Origin of the sequence: Pseudomonas sp. yb_5, assembly GCF_043103865.1 — a bacterium.
GTDB classification, from domain to species: domain Bacteria; phylum Pseudomonadota; class Gammaproteobacteria; order Pseudomonadales; family Pseudomonadaceae; genus Aquipseudomonas; species Aquipseudomonas putida_Y.
This window is the reverse complement of sequence record NZ_JBICKE010000097.1, coordinates 35,313-51,675: the sequence shown is the minus strand read 5'-3', so window position 1 is coordinate 51,675 and position 16,363 is coordinate 35,313. Positions and strand designations below refer to the sequence as shown.

General features: G+C 61.9%; 17 protein-coding genes. 8 read left to right on the top strand and 9 right to left on the bottom strand.

All coding sequences use genetic code 11. The features are described from left to right. Positions 1-166: 166 nt before the first annotated feature. On the bottom strand, positions 167-1,345 hold the full coding sequence (locus ACF8GF_RS16720; RefSeq protein ID WP_176682523.1) for an acetyl-CoA C-acetyltransferase: 1,179 nt from the start codon (positions 1,343-1,345) through the stop codon (positions 167-169). A gap of 301 nt (positions 1,346-1,646) precedes the next feature. Between ACF8GF_RS16720 and fabV the strand changes: the two genes are divergently transcribed. Together fabV and ACF8GF_RS16710 are read left to right on the top strand one after the other, a co-directional pair. After that, positions 1,647-2,858, top strand: coding sequence for an enoyl-ACP reductase FabV (gene fabV, locus ACF8GF_RS16715; protein ID WP_176682524.1), 1,212 nt, complete (start codon positions 1,647-1,649; stop codon positions 2,856-2,858). Between the two features lie 143 nt (positions 2,859-3,001). Further along, positions 3,002-3,910 carry an alpha/beta fold hydrolase gene (locus ACF8GF_RS16710; RefSeq protein WP_392488684.1) on the top strand — a complete coding sequence of 303 codons (909 nt, stop codon included), beginning with the start codon at positions 3,002-3,004 and terminating at the stop codon, positions 3,908-3,910. Positions 3,911-3,954: 44 nt separating this feature from the next. Here the strand turns inward: ACF8GF_RS16710 and ACF8GF_RS16705 are convergent, their stop codons facing one another. From ACF8GF_RS16705 to ACF8GF_RS16690, 4 genes are read right to left on the bottom strand one after another with little or no spacing between them, the layout of a single operon-like run. Continuing rightward, entirely contained in the window at positions 3,955-4,296 is a 342-nt protein-coding gene (locus tag ACF8GF_RS16705) for a HopJ type III effector protein (protein WP_003251646.1), read from the bottom strand. Next, the gene (locus tag ACF8GF_RS16700; RefSeq protein ID WP_010955294.1) at positions 4,289-4,585 is read right to left on the bottom strand and encodes a DUF1244 domain-containing protein; all 297 of its coding nucleotides are present in this window, start codon (positions 4,583-4,585) and stop codon (positions 4,289-4,291) included. The genes ACF8GF_RS16705 and ACF8GF_RS16700 overlap by 8 nt, the downstream gene beginning before the upstream one ends. 9 nt (positions 4,586-4,594) lie before the next feature. Further along, positions 4,595-5,332: a dihydromonapterin reductase gene (gene folM / locus ACF8GF_RS16695; protein ID WP_176682527.1), complete on the bottom strand. Its 738-nt coding sequence runs from the start codon at positions 5,330-5,332 to the stop codon at positions 4,595-4,597. Positions 5,333-5,365: 33 nt separating this feature from the next. Beyond that, positions 5,366-5,926 (bottom strand): antibiotic biosynthesis monooxygenase, encoded by a 561-nt coding sequence (locus ACF8GF_RS16690; protein ID WP_176682528.1) that lies wholly within the window; start codon positions 5,924-5,926, stop codon positions 5,366-5,368. A gap of 219 nt (positions 5,927-6,145) precedes the next feature. On the opposite strand from ACF8GF_RS16690, the gene ACF8GF_RS16685 reads away from it, so the two are divergent. Continuing rightward, entirely contained in the window at positions 6,146-7,081 is a 936-nt protein-coding gene (locus ACF8GF_RS16685) for a MerR family transcriptional regulator (RefSeq protein WP_392462178.1), read from the top strand. On the opposite strand, the gene ACF8GF_RS16680 is transcribed toward ACF8GF_RS16685, so the two are convergent. Next, on the bottom strand, positions 7,066-7,683 hold the full coding sequence (locus ACF8GF_RS16680; protein ID WP_176682530.1) for a hypothetical protein: 618 nt from the start codon (positions 7,681-7,683) through the stop codon (positions 7,066-7,068). The genes ACF8GF_RS16685 and ACF8GF_RS16680 overlap by 16 nt on opposite strands. A gap of 59 nt (positions 7,684-7,742) precedes the next feature. Next, the gene (locus ACF8GF_RS16675; protein WP_392488683.1) at positions 7,743-8,171 is read right to left on the bottom strand and encodes a PAS domain-containing protein; all 429 of its coding nucleotides are present in this window, start codon (positions 8,169-8,171) and stop codon (positions 7,743-7,745) included. A gap of 115 nt (positions 8,172-8,286) precedes the next feature. Between ACF8GF_RS16675 and ACF8GF_RS16670 the strand changes: the two genes are divergently transcribed. After that, the gene (locus ACF8GF_RS16670) at positions 8,287-8,742 is read left to right on the top strand and encodes a flavodoxin (protein WP_392488682.1); all 456 of its coding nucleotides are present in this window, start codon (positions 8,287-8,289) and stop codon (positions 8,740-8,742) included. Between the two features lie 21 nt (positions 8,743-8,763). Here ACF8GF_RS16670 and ACF8GF_RS16665 read toward each other — a convergent pair whose 3' ends face one another. Then, positions 8,764-9,645: a LysR family transcriptional regulator gene (locus ACF8GF_RS16665; protein ID WP_176682533.1), complete on the bottom strand. Its 882-nt coding sequence runs from the start codon at positions 9,643-9,645 to the stop codon at positions 8,764-8,766. Positions 9,646-9,742: 97 nt separating this feature from the next. Between ACF8GF_RS16665 and ACF8GF_RS16660 the strand changes: the two genes are divergently transcribed. The 4 genes from ACF8GF_RS16660 (at position 9,743) to ACF8GF_RS16645 (ending at position 15,504) form a co-directional block, all read left to right on the top strand. Beyond that, on the top strand, positions 9,743-10,129 hold the full coding sequence (locus ACF8GF_RS16660) for a CidA/LrgA family protein (RefSeq protein WP_101196255.1): 387 nt from the start codon (positions 9,743-9,745) through the stop codon (positions 10,127-10,129). After that, positions 10,119-10,805 carry an LrgB family protein gene (locus tag ACF8GF_RS16655; RefSeq protein ID WP_392488681.1) on the top strand — a complete coding sequence of 229 codons (687 nt, stop codon included), beginning with the start codon at positions 10,119-10,121 and terminating at the stop codon, positions 10,803-10,805. Before ACF8GF_RS16660 ends, ACF8GF_RS16655 begins: the two co-directional genes overlap by 11 nt. Before the next feature lie 176 nt (positions 10,806-10,981). Next, positions 10,982-11,887 carry an alpha/beta fold hydrolase gene (locus ACF8GF_RS16650; protein ID WP_103469453.1) on the top strand — a complete coding sequence of 302 codons (906 nt, stop codon included), beginning with the start codon at positions 10,982-10,984 and terminating at the stop codon, positions 11,885-11,887. Positions 11,888-12,279: 392 nt separating this feature from the next. Then, on the top strand, positions 12,280-15,504 hold the full coding sequence (locus ACF8GF_RS16645; protein ID WP_392488680.1) for a hypothetical protein: 3,225 nt from the start codon (positions 12,280-12,282) through the stop codon (positions 15,502-15,504). Here the strand turns inward: ACF8GF_RS16645 and ACF8GF_RS16640 are convergent. Further along, complete coding sequence (locus tag ACF8GF_RS16640; protein ID WP_176682538.1) at positions 15,435-16,268, bottom strand: IclR family transcriptional regulator; 834 nt, start codon at positions 16,266-16,268, stop codon at positions 15,435-15,437. The genes ACF8GF_RS16645 and ACF8GF_RS16640 overlap by 70 nt on opposite strands. Positions 16,269-16,363 lie beyond the last annotated feature (95 nt).

Genomic DNA, 16,363 nt, shown 5'->3' with positions numbered 1-16,363 from the left:
GGCGGCGGCAACAGTGAACGGCTGGTGGAAATTGGCCAGCAGGCCCGGCCCTTTCGCGGGTAAACCCGCTCCTACAACGGCCTGCGCCCGATCACCGATGTGTGTCCATCACCGATCAGTGTAGGCGCGGGTTCACCCGCGAAGAGGGCGGGCCTGCTTGAATCAATCAGCGCTCGATGGCCAGCGCCACCCCTTGCCCGCCACCAATGCACAAGGTGGCCAGGCCTTTCTGGGCATCCCGCTTGATCATCTCGTGCAGCAGGGTCACCAGCACCCTGCACCCGGAAGCACCAATCGGATGGCCCAGGGCAATCGCCCCTCCATTGACGTTAACCCGTGCGGCATCCCATGCCAGCGCATTGCCCACGGCCAGCGCCTGGGCGGCAAAGGCTTCGTTGGCTTCGATCAGGTCCAGTTCGGCCAGTTGCCAACCGGCCTTGTCCAGGCAACGCTGGGTCGCCGAAACCGGACCGATACCCATGATCGCGGGGTCTACCCCGGCACTGGCATAGGCGGCGATCTTCGCCAGCACCGGCAGGCCCAAAGCCTCGGCCTTCGCTGCGCTCATCAGAAGCACGGCGGCGGCGCCGTCGTTCAGGCTGGAAGCATTGCCTGCGGTAACGCTGCCGTCCTTCTTGAAGGCCGGGCGCAGTTTGCCCAGGGACTCGGCGGTGGTGTCCGGGCGTGGTTGCTCGTCACGGGCAAAAACCTTGGGCTCTCCCTTTCTCTGCGGCAGCACGATGGGGGTGATTTCAGCGTCGAAACGGCCGGCCTCGATCGCCGCCACTGCCTTGCGCTGCGATTCGGCAGCGAAGGCATCCTGCTGTTCACGGGTTAGACCGTACTTGTCCACCAGGTTTTCGGCAGTGATGCCCATGTGGTAATCATTGAAGGCATCCCACAAGCCGTCCGTGATCATGCTGTCGATCAGTTGGCCATGGCCCATGCGCTGGCCGGTACGGGCCGAGGGCATCACGTAGGGGGCAAGGCTCATGTTTTCCTGGCCACCGGCAATCACCACCTCGGCATCGCCGCAGCGGATCGCCTGGGCGGCCAGGTGCAGGGCCTTGAGGCCCGAGCCGCAGACCTTGTTCAGGGTCAGGGCCGGTACGCTGAAGGGCAGGCCAGCCTTGATCGCCGCCTGGCGGGCCGGGTTCTGACCGGCACCGGCCGTAAGCACTTGGCCGAGGATGACTTCGTCGACCTGGGCCGGGTCCAGCCCGGTTTGTTTCAGCAGTTGCTTGATCACGGCGGCGCCGAGGTCGACTGCAGGCACACTGGCCAAGGCGCCCTGGAAGCTGCCGATGGCGGTACGGGTTGCGGCGACGATCACCACGTCGTTCATGTTGTTGTTCTCCGTGCAATGGGCGTAGTGCCGCCAGCATCGGCGGGTTTGGCTTATTTGTTAAGTTTGTTTTTCTTTCGGATTGATGTGAAAAACAAATCAATGGGTGGCGGACGTTCTAACCTGCCAAGCTGGATTTCGTGCTGCCATGACCCTCCTGCACAGAAGAACTCTGGTTTTGCATCCCCATGATCACCCCTTAATATGTGTCGGATAACCTGCGGGGGTAGTCTCACCCTCTGATCAATCGGAATCGCCCCAAGCGGCGCTTCCCCGGCATAAACCTGACGAGGTACAGACATTGGCCATCATTCATCCTAAGGTTCGCGGTTTCATCTGCACCACGACTCACCCGAAGGGCTGCGAGCTCAACGTCCGTGACCAGATCGAAGCCACCCGCAAGCTGGGCGTACGCGAGGATGGCCCGAAGAAGGTCCTGGTCATCGGTGCTTCCAGCGGCTACGGCCTGGCAGCCCGCATCACCGCGGCGTTCGGCTTCAAGGCCGACACCCTGGGCGTGTTCTTCGAAAAACCAGGCACCGAGACCAAGGCCGGCACTGCTGGCTGGTACAACGCTGCTGCCTTCGACAAGTTCGCCAAGGCCGAGGGCCTGTACAGCAAGTCGATCAACGGTGACGCCTTCTCCGACGAAGCCCGCGCCAAGGTCATCGAGCTGATCAAGAACGAAATGGGTGGCAAGGTCGACCTGGTCATCTATTCGCTGGCTTCGCCCGTGCGCAAGCTGCCGCAGACGGGTGAAGTCATCCGCTCGGCACTCAAGCCGATCGGCCAGCCGTACAAGTCGACCGCCATCGACACCAACAAGGACACCATCATCGAGGCCAGCATCGAGCCGGCCACCGAGCAGGAAATTGCCGACACCGTCACCGTCATGGGTGGCCAGGACTGGCAGCTGTGGATCGATGCGCTGGCTGGCGCCAATGTACTGGCCGAAGGCGCTCGCACCGTGGCCTTCAGCTATATCGGCAGCGATATCACCTGGCCGATCTACTGGCACGGTGCACTGGGCCAGGCCAAGCAGGACCTGGACGAAACTGCCCTGCGTCTGAACCAGAAGCTGGCCGGTGAAGTGAAAGGCGGCGCCAATGTGGCGGTGCTCAAGTCGGTGGTTACCCAGGCCAGCTCGGCCATCCCGGTGATGCCACTGTACCTGTCGATGGTCTTCAAGATCATGCAGGAGAAAGGTGTTCACGAAGGCACCCAGGACCAGCTTGACCGCATGTACCGCGACCGTATGTACCGTACCGACGGTGCGCCGGCAGAAGTCGACGAGAAGGGTCGCCTGCGCCTGGACGACTGGGAGCTGCGTGACGACGTGCAGAACGCTTGCAAGGCCCTGTGGCCCAAGGTGACCACCGAGAACCTGTTCGAGCTGACCGACTACGCCGGTTACAAGAAGCAGTTCCTCAACCTGTTCGGCTTCGAGCGCGCTGACGTCAACTACGACGAAGACGTAGCCACCGATGTGAAGTTCGACTGCGTCGAGCTGTAATCGGGTAAGCCTGTACCGGCCTCTTCGCGGGCAAACCCGCTCCCACAGGTTCTCCCCCTGTAGGAGCGGGTTTGCCCGCGAAGAGGCCGGTACAGGCTACAAAATATTTGCTAGTTTTGGCGCACAACGACAGGGAATGCGCCATGAGTAGCCTCACCCAACCTGCTACCCCATTTCGCCACCCCGCGGCCGACGGCTACCGCCTCGGCGGCTTCTGCTGGTACCACGCCCAACCTGACCCCCAGCGCCCGCTGGTGATCATCAACGCTGCCACTTCGGTACGCTGCCGCTATTACGCCCGCTTTGCCGACTACCTGTTCGCCCACGGCTGCGATGTGCTGACCTATGACTACCGTGGTATCGGCGAATCCCGGCCTGCGTCGCTGCGTGGTTTCCAGGCCTCCTGGAGCGACTGGGGCCGGCTGGATTTCGAAGCCATGCTGGCGCATGCGGCAGCGCATTTCCCAGGTCAGCCGGTGGACGTGGTGGGGCACAGTTTCGGCGGTTGTGCAGTAGGCCTGGCACCGTCGGCTGGCGAGATCCGTCGGGTCGTCATGGTTGGCGCGCAGTTCGCCTACTGGCGCGACTACGCGGCCAGCCAGCGCTGGCAACTGTTCGGCAAGTGGCATGTGGTCATGCCGCTGCTGACCCGGGTATTCGGCTACTTTCCCGGCAAGCGCCTGGGTTGGCTGGAAGACACGCCAGCCGGTGTGGTGCATGACTGGACCACACGCACACCACGTTATGAGCACCGCCCCAGCGGGCGGGCGTTGGCGGCGCTACCGTTCGCCCAGGTGCGTGCGGCGACGCTGGCCATCAGTCTGACTGACGACCCTTTTGGGACCGTGGCGGCGACCGAGCGTTTATTGGGTTATCTACAGGGGGGCGAGCGCCAGCACCTGCGCATTGCACCTGTGGATATCTCGGCCGAGGAAATTGGCCATTTCGCGTTCTTCCATGACCGGTTTCGCGAAAACCTGTGGCCGGTGGCCTTGCAGTGGTTGCGGCAGGGGAGGCTGGAAGGTGGGGGGCCTGGCACCATTATGGGTTGATGGTGGGCGCAGGACAGTGGGGCCGCAAAGCGGCCCCGGCTATCTCAAGCCTTGCGCGCAAGCGGCTGCGCAGCAAACTTCACACCCGCCAGACCGTGTTTGATCAGCGCACGGATGTTGCCATGGTCGCTACCCTCAGGTGTGGCCACCACATCACGGTAGTGCTCGCCGAAGGCCAGCAGTGCTTCCTGGTCGCTCAGCCCTTCAAGCAAGGCCAGGCCCAGGGTTTTGCACGAACCTTCGTTCTGCCCTGCCGCATTCTCCACGCCGCCGTTGTTGAAGGCCTGCGGCTGGTAGCTGTAATTGTCGGCAATGAACGCCAAGGTATCGGCAAATACATGTTGGCCGCTGGCCAGGCTTGCGCGCAGGGTATTCAGATCAGTCACGAGGTTTTCCTTTTTCGAACGCCGCTTGTTGTTCGGCGCTGGCTTCTTTCTGGTATTGGGCTTTCCACTCGGCGTAGGGCATGCCGTACACCGCTTCGCGGGCATCATCCAGGCTCAGGTCCAGCTGACGCTCGTCAGCGGCGGCCTTGTACCACTTGGACAGGCAGTTGCGGCAGAAACCGGACAGGTTCATCAGGTCGATGTTCTGTACATCGGTGCGCTTTTGCAGGTGTTCGACCAGGCGCCGGAATGCGGCGGCCTCGAGCTCAAGCTGTTGTTGTGGGGTCATGGTCTTCTCTCAAGTCATGCGGTTCTTCAGGTGGCGGCCACCGTTGATGACCACCTGGCTGCCGGTGCTGTACTGGCTGGCGAGCAGGTACTTGACGGTCTCGATCAGCGGGCCGGCGCCGGGTTCGAACTCCAGCAGGGCCTTTTTCAGGGTTTGCTGGCGGTAGGCTTCGTCCCCCCCTTCCTTGAGGATCAGCAGCCCGGGCAGGATACCGTTCACATGCACCGTGGGCGCATATTTTTCGGCGAATGACAGCACCATGTTCTGCAGCGCGGCCTTGGTGGCGGCATAGCCGATGTGGCTTTTACTGCCGCGCGAGGAGGTTTCGTCGCAGATGTGGATGATGTCGGCCTTTTCCACCTTGGCCAGCAGGTCGCCCAGGGCCAGGTTGAGGTGGTAGGGCGCTTCGACGTGCAGGCGGAACATGGTCTCGAGGTTGTCGAGGCTATCGTCGAGCCATAGTGAGGCGTTGTGGATGATGGCGCGCAGTCCGTCGTAACGATCGTGCAGGTGATCGATCAGCGCCTGGCGGTCGCCCGCGTGGCACAGGTCGGCCTGAAACTGCACGATGTTGGGGTGGGCTGCCTGCGGCTGGATGCTGCGGCTGGCACTGACCACCGTATGGCCGGCCTGTGCCAGTTCGAGGGCCAGGGCCAGCCCGACGCGCTGGCTGGCTCCGGTAACGAGAATGGGGCTGTTCATGTTCGGGGTGGTCAACTTGTCTGTCCTTTGGTTGCCACCCAGCATACCCGAACTGTTTCCCTGTTGTATGGCCTGGCCTCAGCGGCTGCGCAAGGCGCCGGCAGTGGGTGGGGAGGCCTGCAGCCAACTGGCTAGCAGGCGGGTGGACAGCGGGATGAACAGGTACACCATGACCGGCGTCAGGGCCAGGGTGCTGAGCAGTACCCGGGGTATGAGGTCGAGCGCCGTCAACCAATGGCCGAACAGCAGGTTGAAGGCCAGCGAGACTGGAAAAAACGCCAGCCAGATGGCCACGGCCTGCTTCCAGCGAGGCGGTTTTTGCACCCTGTTGGTGCCGAACCAGTCGTCGATACCGCTGACGCGCGCCTCTTTGGGGCGCTCGAACAGGCCGTTGCCGCGTTGTAACCATGCGCGGCGAGAGGCGGAGTGTTCCCAGGCATGCAGGGTCGGCTCGTCGCTGAAGCGGAAGATGATCTGAAATTCGTCGCTATCCTGAGGCGGGGCAAGGATGCCCGAGCCGAGGTAGCCAGGGAAGTCGGTGGCCAGCTGTTCGCCTTCGTGCAGCCAGGCCAGCAGGTCCTGGTAGCGGCCATGGGCGGCGCGGCGCGACACCATGAGGGTAACGGGTGGGGTAGACATCGTGTATCTCCTGGCAACGGGGCTGGCGGGTAGCTGGCCCCTTTGGCTGTGTGGCCCGGGGTGATGGGCGACGCAGTCGTGCATGCAAGAATCGGGCGCGCATTATCGCGCAGTTGCGATCTTCGGCAAATATCGGCAGTTAAACGGTGGCACCAACAGACCGACACAGTCGTAGTAAGCTATGTGCCCAGTTTTTCGCACTCAGGGTACTTCGTGCAGATGAACGAACAGGGACGTAAACCGTTGATCGATGCGAGCTTCGAGCAGCAGGAGCTGTTTCCGATTCGTGAAGTGTCACGCTTGACCGGTGTCAACGCCGTCACCCTTCGTGCCTGGGAGCGCCGTTATGGACTGATCCAGCCCATCCGTACCGACAGTGGTCACCGCTTGTATTCCCAGGCTGATATCGATGAAATCCGCCGTATCCTCGGGTGGCTGGAGCGCGGCGTGGCGGTCAGCAAGGTGGGCAGTATTCTGGCCCGCGGACATGCCCTCTCCGGGCAGGCTGGCGGCGCGGTGGACACTAGCCTGCGCTGGCAAAACCAGATTCGCCTGGCGGTACAGCACTTCGATGTGGCGGGCCTGAATCGCCTTTATGACGAGGTGTTCGCAGCCAGCACCCTGGATCAGGTTTTCGCGGATGTACTCATGCCGGTGTGGCATGACATGGTAGTCCGGCAAGGCGGCTATGGGCAGGCCAGCGAATGGCTGTTCTATGACCAGTTCCTGCGCGGTCGGGTTTTCGCCCGCTTGCAGCTGGCCCGTGTGCCGTGTAGCCGCACCGTGCTATTGGCGCCATTGCCGGGGCAGTGCCATGAGCTTGAGTTGCTGGTAACCAGCCTGATCCTGGATAGCGACGAAGTTCGCGTGATCCCGTTGGCGAACGGGCAGCCGCTGCAAGAGCTTGCGCTGGTCTGCGAACGGCTGAAGCCGGACGCCCTGGTGCTGTTTTCCCATCAATCGCCCACAGCAGAACTCGCCCGGCACTTCAAGCGCCTGGCATCGATGCTGGAATGCCCATTGTTACTGGCCGGTGAAGCGGCGGAAGCGGTACAGGACAGCCTGGCTGGCAGCCCTGTAGCCTGCCTGGGCGCGCAGGGCAGTGTGATGCGCCAGCGCTTGCGGCAGTTTCTAGCCCGTCAGCTCGATACCTGAGTGTGCAGCTCGGGGTGGGCGCGGCGGTGCGCCTGGAGGATGTAGTCGCGCAGGCGTTCGATTTCTTCGGCTGGGCTTTGGCTGAGGTCGTAGGCAGCCAGGTCCGAGCCGATGCGCCGGCCCAACACACCATGCAGTTCGATCGGGTTGATGCCGCCCGGGGCGAAGCGCAGCGCGAAGCGGGCGGGTGCTGCTGGCAAATCACGGACTTCCAGCAGCACACCCTTGAAGGAAATCTCGCGTACCCACAGGCCGCTTGTTTCGTCATGGGCATCGAGCAGTGCGCTCGGCTGGTCCATCGCCAGGCGCCATGGGCGCAGCATGGGGCCGTCTTCGTAGATTTCCGGTGAACCCAGTTGCAGGTGCAGGGCGTGGAACTCGTCCTCTACCAACTGCAGCGGGAAACTGATTTGCTGGTTGTTGAACTGGGCCTGCAAGGTCACCTGCTCGTTAGCCACCAACCGGGTGAGCAAGCTTTGTATGCGGCGGTCGCCATTGACCAGCAGGCTCGACATGGTGTCAGCCAGGTTCAGTTGCGGCGAATGCTGCATGTTCTGTATGAAATCCAGCTCGTCCTGGGTCAGGAGCGCGTCTGCTTGCATGATCGAACTCGGTGGTGGCGATTTCTTCAACGGAATTGACCGTGCGTGGCGGACTTGGTTCAGGCGCGTTCGTCGGGTTTCGGACGAGCGCGCAGTTCTGCCAGCTCCCGTTCCAGTTCGACCTGGCGGCTGACGTCTTTCTGGATGCCGATAAAGTAAGTGCGCTGGTCAAAGTCGCTCTTCACCGGCGTGATCGACAACTCGTTCCAGAAGGCGCTGCCATCCTTGCGATAGTTACGCAGCACTTCGCGACATGGGCGGCCCTCGGCCATGGCCTTGCGGATGCGTGCGCGGCCAAGCTGGTCACGGTCGTCAGCCTGCAGGAACCGGCAATCCTGATAGAGAATCTCGTCACGGTTGTAGCCAGTGAGGCATTCGAAAGCGGCGTTCACGTAGATCAGGATGGTGTCGTCGCCTTCCTGTTCGGCAACCACGATGCCGTCATTGGACGCATCGACCATCGATTGCAGCAATTGCGCGTTGATCATGTCCGGGCCATAGGTGAAGGAAAACGGAAGATGGCGACTTTGGTAAGGGCGGCCTTTTGCCAGCGTTGAATGCTAGTATCCTACGTTTTCACTCAGTTTCGGAATCCTCTACTCGATGAAAGTCGCCATTATTTCCGGCTCGGTCTATGGCACCGCCGAAGAAGTCGCCCGTCACGCTGAATCGCTGCTCAAGGCGGCAGGTTTCGAGGCTTGGCATGCTGCGCGTGCCACCCTTCAGGATCTTCAGGGTTTTGCCCCTGACGCCTTGCTGGCCGTGACCTCGACCACCGGTATGGGTGAGCTGCCGGACAACCTCATGCCGCTGTACAGCACCCTTCGTGACACGCTGCCCGCGGCCTGGCGCGGCCTGCCTGGCGCGGTGATCGCGCTGGGCGACTCCAGTTATGGCGATACCTATTGCGGTGGTGGCGAGCAGATGCGTGAGCTGTTCGCCGAACTGGGCGTGCGCGAAGTGCAGCCAATGCTGCGCCTGGATGCGAGCGAGACGGTGACCCCGGAAGCGGATGCCGAGCCTTGGCTGGCTGAGTTGGCGAACGCACTGAAAGCCTGAACCGGCACCTGTGCAGGCGTGTTAGCTGTGCGGCTCGCGCAACAAGGCCAACCACGCCTGCGCCGCCCGTGACAGGTAGGCGCCGCGTCGCCAGATAAACGCGATATCCCAACGCAAATCCTCCTGCGTATTCAACGGCACACGCACCACCCCGGGGCGCTCCAGCGCTTTTGCCACTACCCGGGGCAGCATCACCACGCCCTGGCCCGCTGCCACCAGCGCCGCCAAAAAATCCGCCTGGCCGCTGCGCCCGCCTTCCTTGGGGGTGAAGCCCTGCTGTTGGCACGCCTTCAGCAGCCGGTCGTTGAGCACGAAACTGCGCTGGTACAGCAGGAACGGTGTATCGGCCAGTTGCCTCAGGCCCACGGCGTCCAGGCCCGCCAGGGCATGGCCAGCCGGCAGCAAGGCATCCAGCGGCTCGTTGCAGAAGGGCTGGTAGTCGAATGCCTCGTCGGTGGGCGTCAAGCAGCCGCCCAGTTCCAGTTCGCCACTTCTGACGGCCTGTTCGACGTTGCGGCTGCCGCCTTCAAGCAGCTGGATGGCGATGTTCGGATGACGCCGCCGGTACTCGGCGAACAAGCCGGCGAACAATGTGTCGCTGCCAAGCATCGGCAAGCCCAGGCGTAGTTCGCCACGCTCCATCTGGCTGAGATCGTCCAGCTCGTTGAGCAGCGCCTGGCGCATGCGCAGCAGGGCTTCGCCACGTTCCAGCACGATGCGCCCGGCAGCGGTCAGGTGCAGGTGCGACGCCTGGCGCTCCAGCAGCGGCTGGCCCACATCTTGCTCAAGCTGGGCCACCTGCTTGCTCACGGCCGACTGGCTGATGTGCAGGGTCTGTGCCGCCTGGGTAAAACCGCCGCGGTGCACAACTTCAATGAAGCTGCGCAGTTGTTTGAACTCCATGAGTCGAATTCCATTTTGGAATGGCGAGTAGTCTAACAATTCGCTTCTGGCCTAGGCAGCCAAATCTTAAAATGAGGGCCTGTCGAGGAACCCCGCCATGAAACCTGCATTATTGAAAAAAGCCCTGCGCCTGCTTGTCGAGCTGGCGGTTCTCTGTGCGCTGTTCCTGCTTGGTGGCCAGATTGCCAGTTGGCTGGGCTGGCCGATCCCCGGTGGTGTGATGGGCCTGGCACTGCTGTTGATACTGTTCGCTTCGGGTGTGCTCAAACCGGCCATGCTGCAACTGGGTGCTGGCTGGCTGATGGCTGAGATGCTGTTGTTCTTCATCCCGGCGCTGATGAGTTTGCTCGACTATGGCTCACTGATCCGTGATGAGGGCTGGCGCATCTTGCTGGTGATCGCCGTGAGCACGCTGATGGTGATGATAGTGACCGCCATGACCGTTGAGCTGGTGTGCCGCTGGAGGTTGCGCCATGAGCCTTGAACCCATGCCGCTGTTCTGGTTGGCCTTGACCTTGCTGGCTTACCTGGGCAGCCGCTGGTTGTACCGGCGTAGCAAACGCTACCTGCTGTCACCGTTGATCCTGGTGCCGTTGTTGCTGTTGGCTGTGGCCGTGCCACTGCATACAGCCTATGCCGAGTATGCGCGCAACACCCACTGGTTGATGAGCGTGCTCGGCCCGGTGACCGTAGCCTTCGCGGTGCCGATCTGGCAGCAGCGGGCCATGCTGGCGCGCCACTGGCCGGCCTTGATGATGGGCATGGTCGCTGGCAGCAGTGCCTCGATCGCCAGCTCCTGGGGGCTGGCGCACCTGTTGGCGCTGGACAGCGCAACCAGCCTGTCGCTGGTGCCGCGCTCGATCACCACGCCCTTTGCCATGCCGCTGGCCCATGACCTAGGTGGGGTGCCAGAGCTGACAGCGGTGTTCGTGATGTTCACCGGCGTGCTCGGTGCCATGTTCGGCGGTGTGCTATTGCGTTGGCTGCCGCTGCGCACACCGTTGGCACGGGGAGCGCTGTTCGGTGTTGGCGCGCATGGTGCCGGGGTCAGCCGGGCGCAGGAAGTGGGCCGTGAGGAAGGCTCGGTGGCCGGCCTGGTGATGGTCCTGACCGGGCTACTCAACCTGTTCGCGGCCCCCTTGTTGGCCTTGCTCCTCTGACCGTTCGTGCCACTGACTCGCTCAGTCATCAAGCTGGCTGGCAACGCAAGTTCCAGCCAATGGGCTGCTGGCTAGACTTTGCCTCGACATAGAGAGCACATGTAAGTGCCGAGGTGACATGCAATGAACGCAGCCTTGCCCTATTCCGCCAACACCACTAAACCGGGACCCATCTGATGCCTATGGCCGAGATTCCATTGTGCGTCTGGCGTACCCGGGCACAGAGTTTCATCTTCCGGGGCCAGAGCATCCGCTACTGGACCGCAGGGCAAGGAGAGCCTCTGCTTCTGTTACACGGTTTCCCCACCGCCAGTTGGGACTGGCACTACCTGTGGGGCCCTCTGAGCCAACGTTTCCGGGTGATCGCTTGCGACATGCTCGGCTTTGGTGATTCGGACAAGCCCGTCGATCACACTTACAGCCTGATGGAGCAAGCAGACCTGCAGCAGGCATTGCTTGCCCACCTGCAGGTCACGGAGCCGGTACACCTGTTGGCTCACGACTACGGTGGCAGCGTGGCGCAGGAGTTGCTGGCGCGACACCATGAGCAGCGTGCCGACATTGGCAGCTGTGTGTTCCTCAACAGCGGGCTGTTCCCCGAAAGCTGCCGCATGCTACTGATCCAGAAGCTGCTGCTCAGCCGGTTTGGCTGGCTGGTCGGGCGCTCGTTCGGGCGTGACGATCTGGTGCGTAATGTGATGCAGGTCTACGGCCCCTGCACCCATCCCAGTGAAAGCGCGCTGGATGACTTCTGGAGCCTGATCGCTGCCAACCGGGGCACGCGCATCCTGCACAAGCTGGTGGGCTACATGCCAGAGCGCAGGTTGCACCGCGAGCGCTGGGTAGGGGCGATGCAACGTAAAGGCGTGCCGCTGCGCTTGATCAATGGCATTGTCGACCCGCTTTCCGGCGCGCACATGCTTGAGCGCTACCGGCAACTGGTGCCGGAGCCGGACACCGTGCAGTTACTGGGCATTGGCCATTACCCGCATACGGAAGCGCCAGTGCAGGTACTGCGCCACTACCTGGCCTTTCGTGAGCGGCCGCTGAGCTATTACCCACCGAAAGTGGCGTGGTCATGACGGGGCCTTTGCGCTAACGGGACAGAGCGCTGTCCGTGCGGCGCTCGGTCTCATCGACGCTGAAAATATTGACGGTCACCTGACAGCCAGCGTGCATTTTCAGTCGCCCAAAAAAAAGGCCGCTGCAAGCCGCAGCGGCCAATCGAGACGTCAGATCAAGGAGCTTCAAAATCTACGTCGGTGAACCTCGCAGGCTTGAAAAGCGGGGGGGAGAGCCCTTCAAGCCGGCCAGTGAGTTAAGAATAAGCGCTTGATCCGTCTGGAAAAATAGCTTCTGTCGACATTCACCTTTACGTTTCAGGCAACAGTGCCAAGTGCTGGGTAAGCTTCCCTGCGCTATTGCTTTTATCATCCGTTCACTCTGCTGCTTCGGTAATTTTGGAGCACAGTTCATGTCTATCGATTTCAATCTTGGCATCCCCGATCTCGGTGAAGGGTGCCCAGGTGCACGCTCTGTGAAAGAACAGGTGAAGGCCATGATGGCTCACGCCCAGGAGCTGCAACAGCTGATGGCTACGGTTGCGCAACTGGCCAGCCTGATCCCGGAGGCTCATCGACAACAGTTCACCGAGCAGAAGCGTTTGCCGTTGGCGGTTGTCGAGTCGCTTGTGCCGCAAAGGCAGGCGGTTCTTGACCAGTGGTGGGAGCAACAGTCCAGGTTAAGTTCGAAATCACTTACCCTGGCGTCCCATTTGATCCAGCTGATGTTTGCCGAAACGCGCCTCAAGGCCCTTACGTTCAAGGCCTGGGAACCCGGTATCGAGGCCCTCGAGCAGGGCGGGGACGTAAACAAGCATGAGGTGCACCTGGTTGCCGGCGATTTGCGTTTTCGTTTGCCGGGTGTCGTTGCCAGCAGTCATGACCTCGAACAGAACCCGGACGCACCTGCGGATTTCCTGATCTACAGCCTGGCCAGCGGTTGCTGGTTCGACACTGAACGCGCGCGCGCAGCCCGTGAACTCGCCCCTGCCTTTGCTGAAGGCAGCCCGTTGCGTTGGCTGTTGTCTTCGCAAGAGCGGGCAGCGCTGTCTACAGAGGGTTTGACACTCGATTTCGTGCCGCTGCAGGTGCCACTTCACAGGTATTTCATCCGTGATCTGCAGGCTATCCAGCTTGAAGCCACCCGGCGCAGCCTGCGGATCAAGGTCGATGACGCCCGGCGTCTCACCCAGCTCGACAGTGCGGCCCGGCTTGAGCCTCTGGTGGCTGCGCTGCAGAAACGTGCGACGCGGCATGTGCGCGCGTACCGCACCAGCCTGCTGCCCGAATGGCGGCGGTTCATGCAGGGCGAGGCACTGCAAGCCTATCGACAACTGGAAGATGATCTGCAGGTGAAGGAGAAGCGTTGCACCGAGCGTCTGGCGCAATGGCGCGACCTGCGCAGCTTCGCCCAGAAACAGGTCAAGCAAGCCCTTGGGCTGAATATCGACCCCGAGCAGGTGCGGCTGCGAGTCAGTCACGTCGATGACCCTGAGCAGGCGATGAAACACACCCTGCTCGATTGGGCGTTGAGTGGTGGCTACAGCGGGTGCCAGCTCAAGGTCGAAGTCCTGGGTGAGCGGCACCGTTCATTGTTGGGGGGCACCTCTGTCCAGCGGGTGATCGAGAAACTGGATTTGCGCGTCAGCTACGTCAAACAGATCCGTACGCTCTATGACGACACGTTGACCATGGCCGCACTGTGTGAGGTTCTTGATGCGCGGCTGGCGCTGGCCAATCAGGCCGCTCGTCATCAAGGTTTTCACCCGGCGGCGTTCGATCTGTTGCACCACGCACGCCGGGGGGAAATGCAGGCCAATGGCATCAGCGCCGGTCTGGTTTGCCTCAATGGTGCGCCAACGCCCTTGAAGGACCTGCTGTGCCTGGTACAGGGCGATCAGTACCTGCTCTATGCCCCCGGCGCACCGGGAGGCGATTTTCATCTTTTCGACTCACTCGAAAAAATGGCGCTCGAAATCGGTAGCTGGACCTTGTTGCCGGTAGGCAGTGAGTACCTGCTGGGGCAATGCTCGTGGGCCCAGCATGATTCGCTCAAGCGCCATTTGCGCAAGGTCGGGATGCTGCCCACCGACTGGTCCATGCACAGCGTGACGCTCGCGCCGGTCAAGTCGCAGCAGTGGCCGGATGTGCTCAATGCCCTGGCCAGGCGCAAGATCACTGCCCTGATCGAGGATCAGCAGGCCACCACGCCAAGCTGGTTCATCAAAGCCAGTCGTACCGAGCAGCAGGCACTGGTTGATATCGACCAACTGCTCAAGCTGGCACAGGCCAGGTATCAGTCGCTGATGAAGATGCCGAGCTTTCGCACCTTCGCTCATCGACAGGTGACGGAAAAGGTCAATTCATACCCGGGCAATCGCGGCGGCCCAATCAACCCGGATCAGGTATTGATAGCGCTGGAAGAGGATGCTTTTCGCACACTGACGCAGACCGTCATCAAAGGGTATCCCACGTATTACAATTTTTCCGGCTTTGCCCGCATCACCTCGGCTACGGGCCAGGATATCTCGCACCTGAGCCCGGCGCTGCTGGGGAGCTACATCCGCGCTGCCGACCTGGGCAACAAGTACATCGAAGAAGTGAAAGCGCAGTTACTCGACCGCTCCAGGCCTGAATATGAAAGGCTCAGGCAGTGTTATCGCACGCTCTTCGCTTTGAAGATCAGGCGTGCCGTGCTCAGCGAGAAACTTCAGGGCAGCTTGTCGGGTCGCCATGCGCAGTGGCTGGCGTCAGTGATCGACAGCTTTTCCGGGACCTCGATCGACGCGGCGTGCAACCTTTATCCGTTATGGATGGACGATTGCCCCGTCCAGGGTGCCTACCTGCTGAAACCTGCTCGGGACCGCGAACTTGAGCCTCTGGTCTATCTGCCAGAAATCGAGCAAGGGCCCACTCTGCGGACCCTCAGTGAGCTGGCAAGGACCTGGCGTGAGCACGACTTGGCAGGTTATTGCCAGGACCGCGTGCCGTTATCGAGCCAGTCGCGCATGAACGCATTGATCGAAGAGCAACTGCGCGCCGGAGATGGCATTGAGGTGGTGCTGGACGCCGTTGCCCGAGGCAGGGGCGTGCGGGCGCCGATAGGGGAGACCGGGCGTATCGGGGATCCTGTCCAGGACCTTGAAAAGCGGATCAGGCGGATGATCAACGAAGCCGCTGAAGACAGCGCAGGCGCTGCCGAGCGTATTTCGGCCGTGGTGGTGGAGTGGGGGATCGTACTGGCTGGCATCCTCACGGTGCCGTTTCCACCGGCGGCCATGGCCGTCGGGCTTTTCTGTGCGGCCAGGTCCTTCGTCACCGGGGCCATCGCATGGAGCGATGGCGACCGTTCTGCCGCCTTGCTGTCGTTCGCGGCGGGGGTGGCAGGAACGGTGGCTTCCACGGGGGTCTTGGTACGGCTGTTCGGTGCCGCGCAGAAATACATCACCGTGCTTTCCCGGGCAGAGGTGTCGCAGCCCACGGCATTCTCGCGTGTCATCGGGCGGCTATGCGATGACTACGGCGATTTGGTGAGCGAGGTGGCGCCCGCCCTTTATGATGGCTTCTCTCAGGAACTGCTCTGGCTCGTCGAGGAGGAAACGCTAGACGTCGAAGCGCAGTGTGGGTTGCCCGCGTAACCCATGCGCCAGCTCACGGTTCGTGCGGCCGTGAGCAGGCGCTGCGCCGCCGGCCCATGTTCATCGGCATGGAAGATCGACGTCGGCCCGACCACGGTCATCACCGCGGCGATCTGCCCCATGGCGTTGAATACTGGCGCCGACAGCGCATCCACCCCCGGCATCAGCAGGCCATGCACATGGTGCAGGCCCTGTTTGCGGATGCCGGCCAGCAGTGTGTGGTAGTCACTGGCGGTTTGTTGCAAAACGGCCAGTTCCCTGTCGCGCAGCTCCTGGGTTTCTCGCTCGGGCAGATAGGCGGCGAATACCAGCCCGGTGGACGAACTGAGCAATGGCAGCACCGAACCGATCTGGGTCACCACGGTGACCGCGCGCACGGCAGGTTCGATGCTTACCACCGTGGCCCCCTGGTTACCCCACACGGCGATGAAGCAACTTTCGTTGAGTTCATCTCGCAACTGCGACAACGGCATTGCCGCCACCTTGAGCACATCGATGCTGCCCAACGCCGCCAGCCCCACCCGCAGTGCCTCACGCCCCAGCCCATAATGGTTGGTGGCGGCATCCTGTTCGGCAAAACCACTGGCAATCAGCGCCTGCAGGTAGCGATGCACTTTGCTTGCAGGCATCTGCACGTGCTCGGCCAGGCGTGATAGTGAAGTCGAGGGTGAGAGTTCTGCGAGGGCCTTGAGGATATCGGTGCCGACTTCCGCCGAGCGGACCTTCTGCTTGCCGGTGTCGGTGGGGGAGTTGGCTTTGGCCATGGGCGGGGAGGTTCCGGATTTATCGTGTCGCCTTTATAGCTTGACGCCTTGAGCGGAGCAAATTACGTTATTCGTAATCTGATTACGATAAAAAC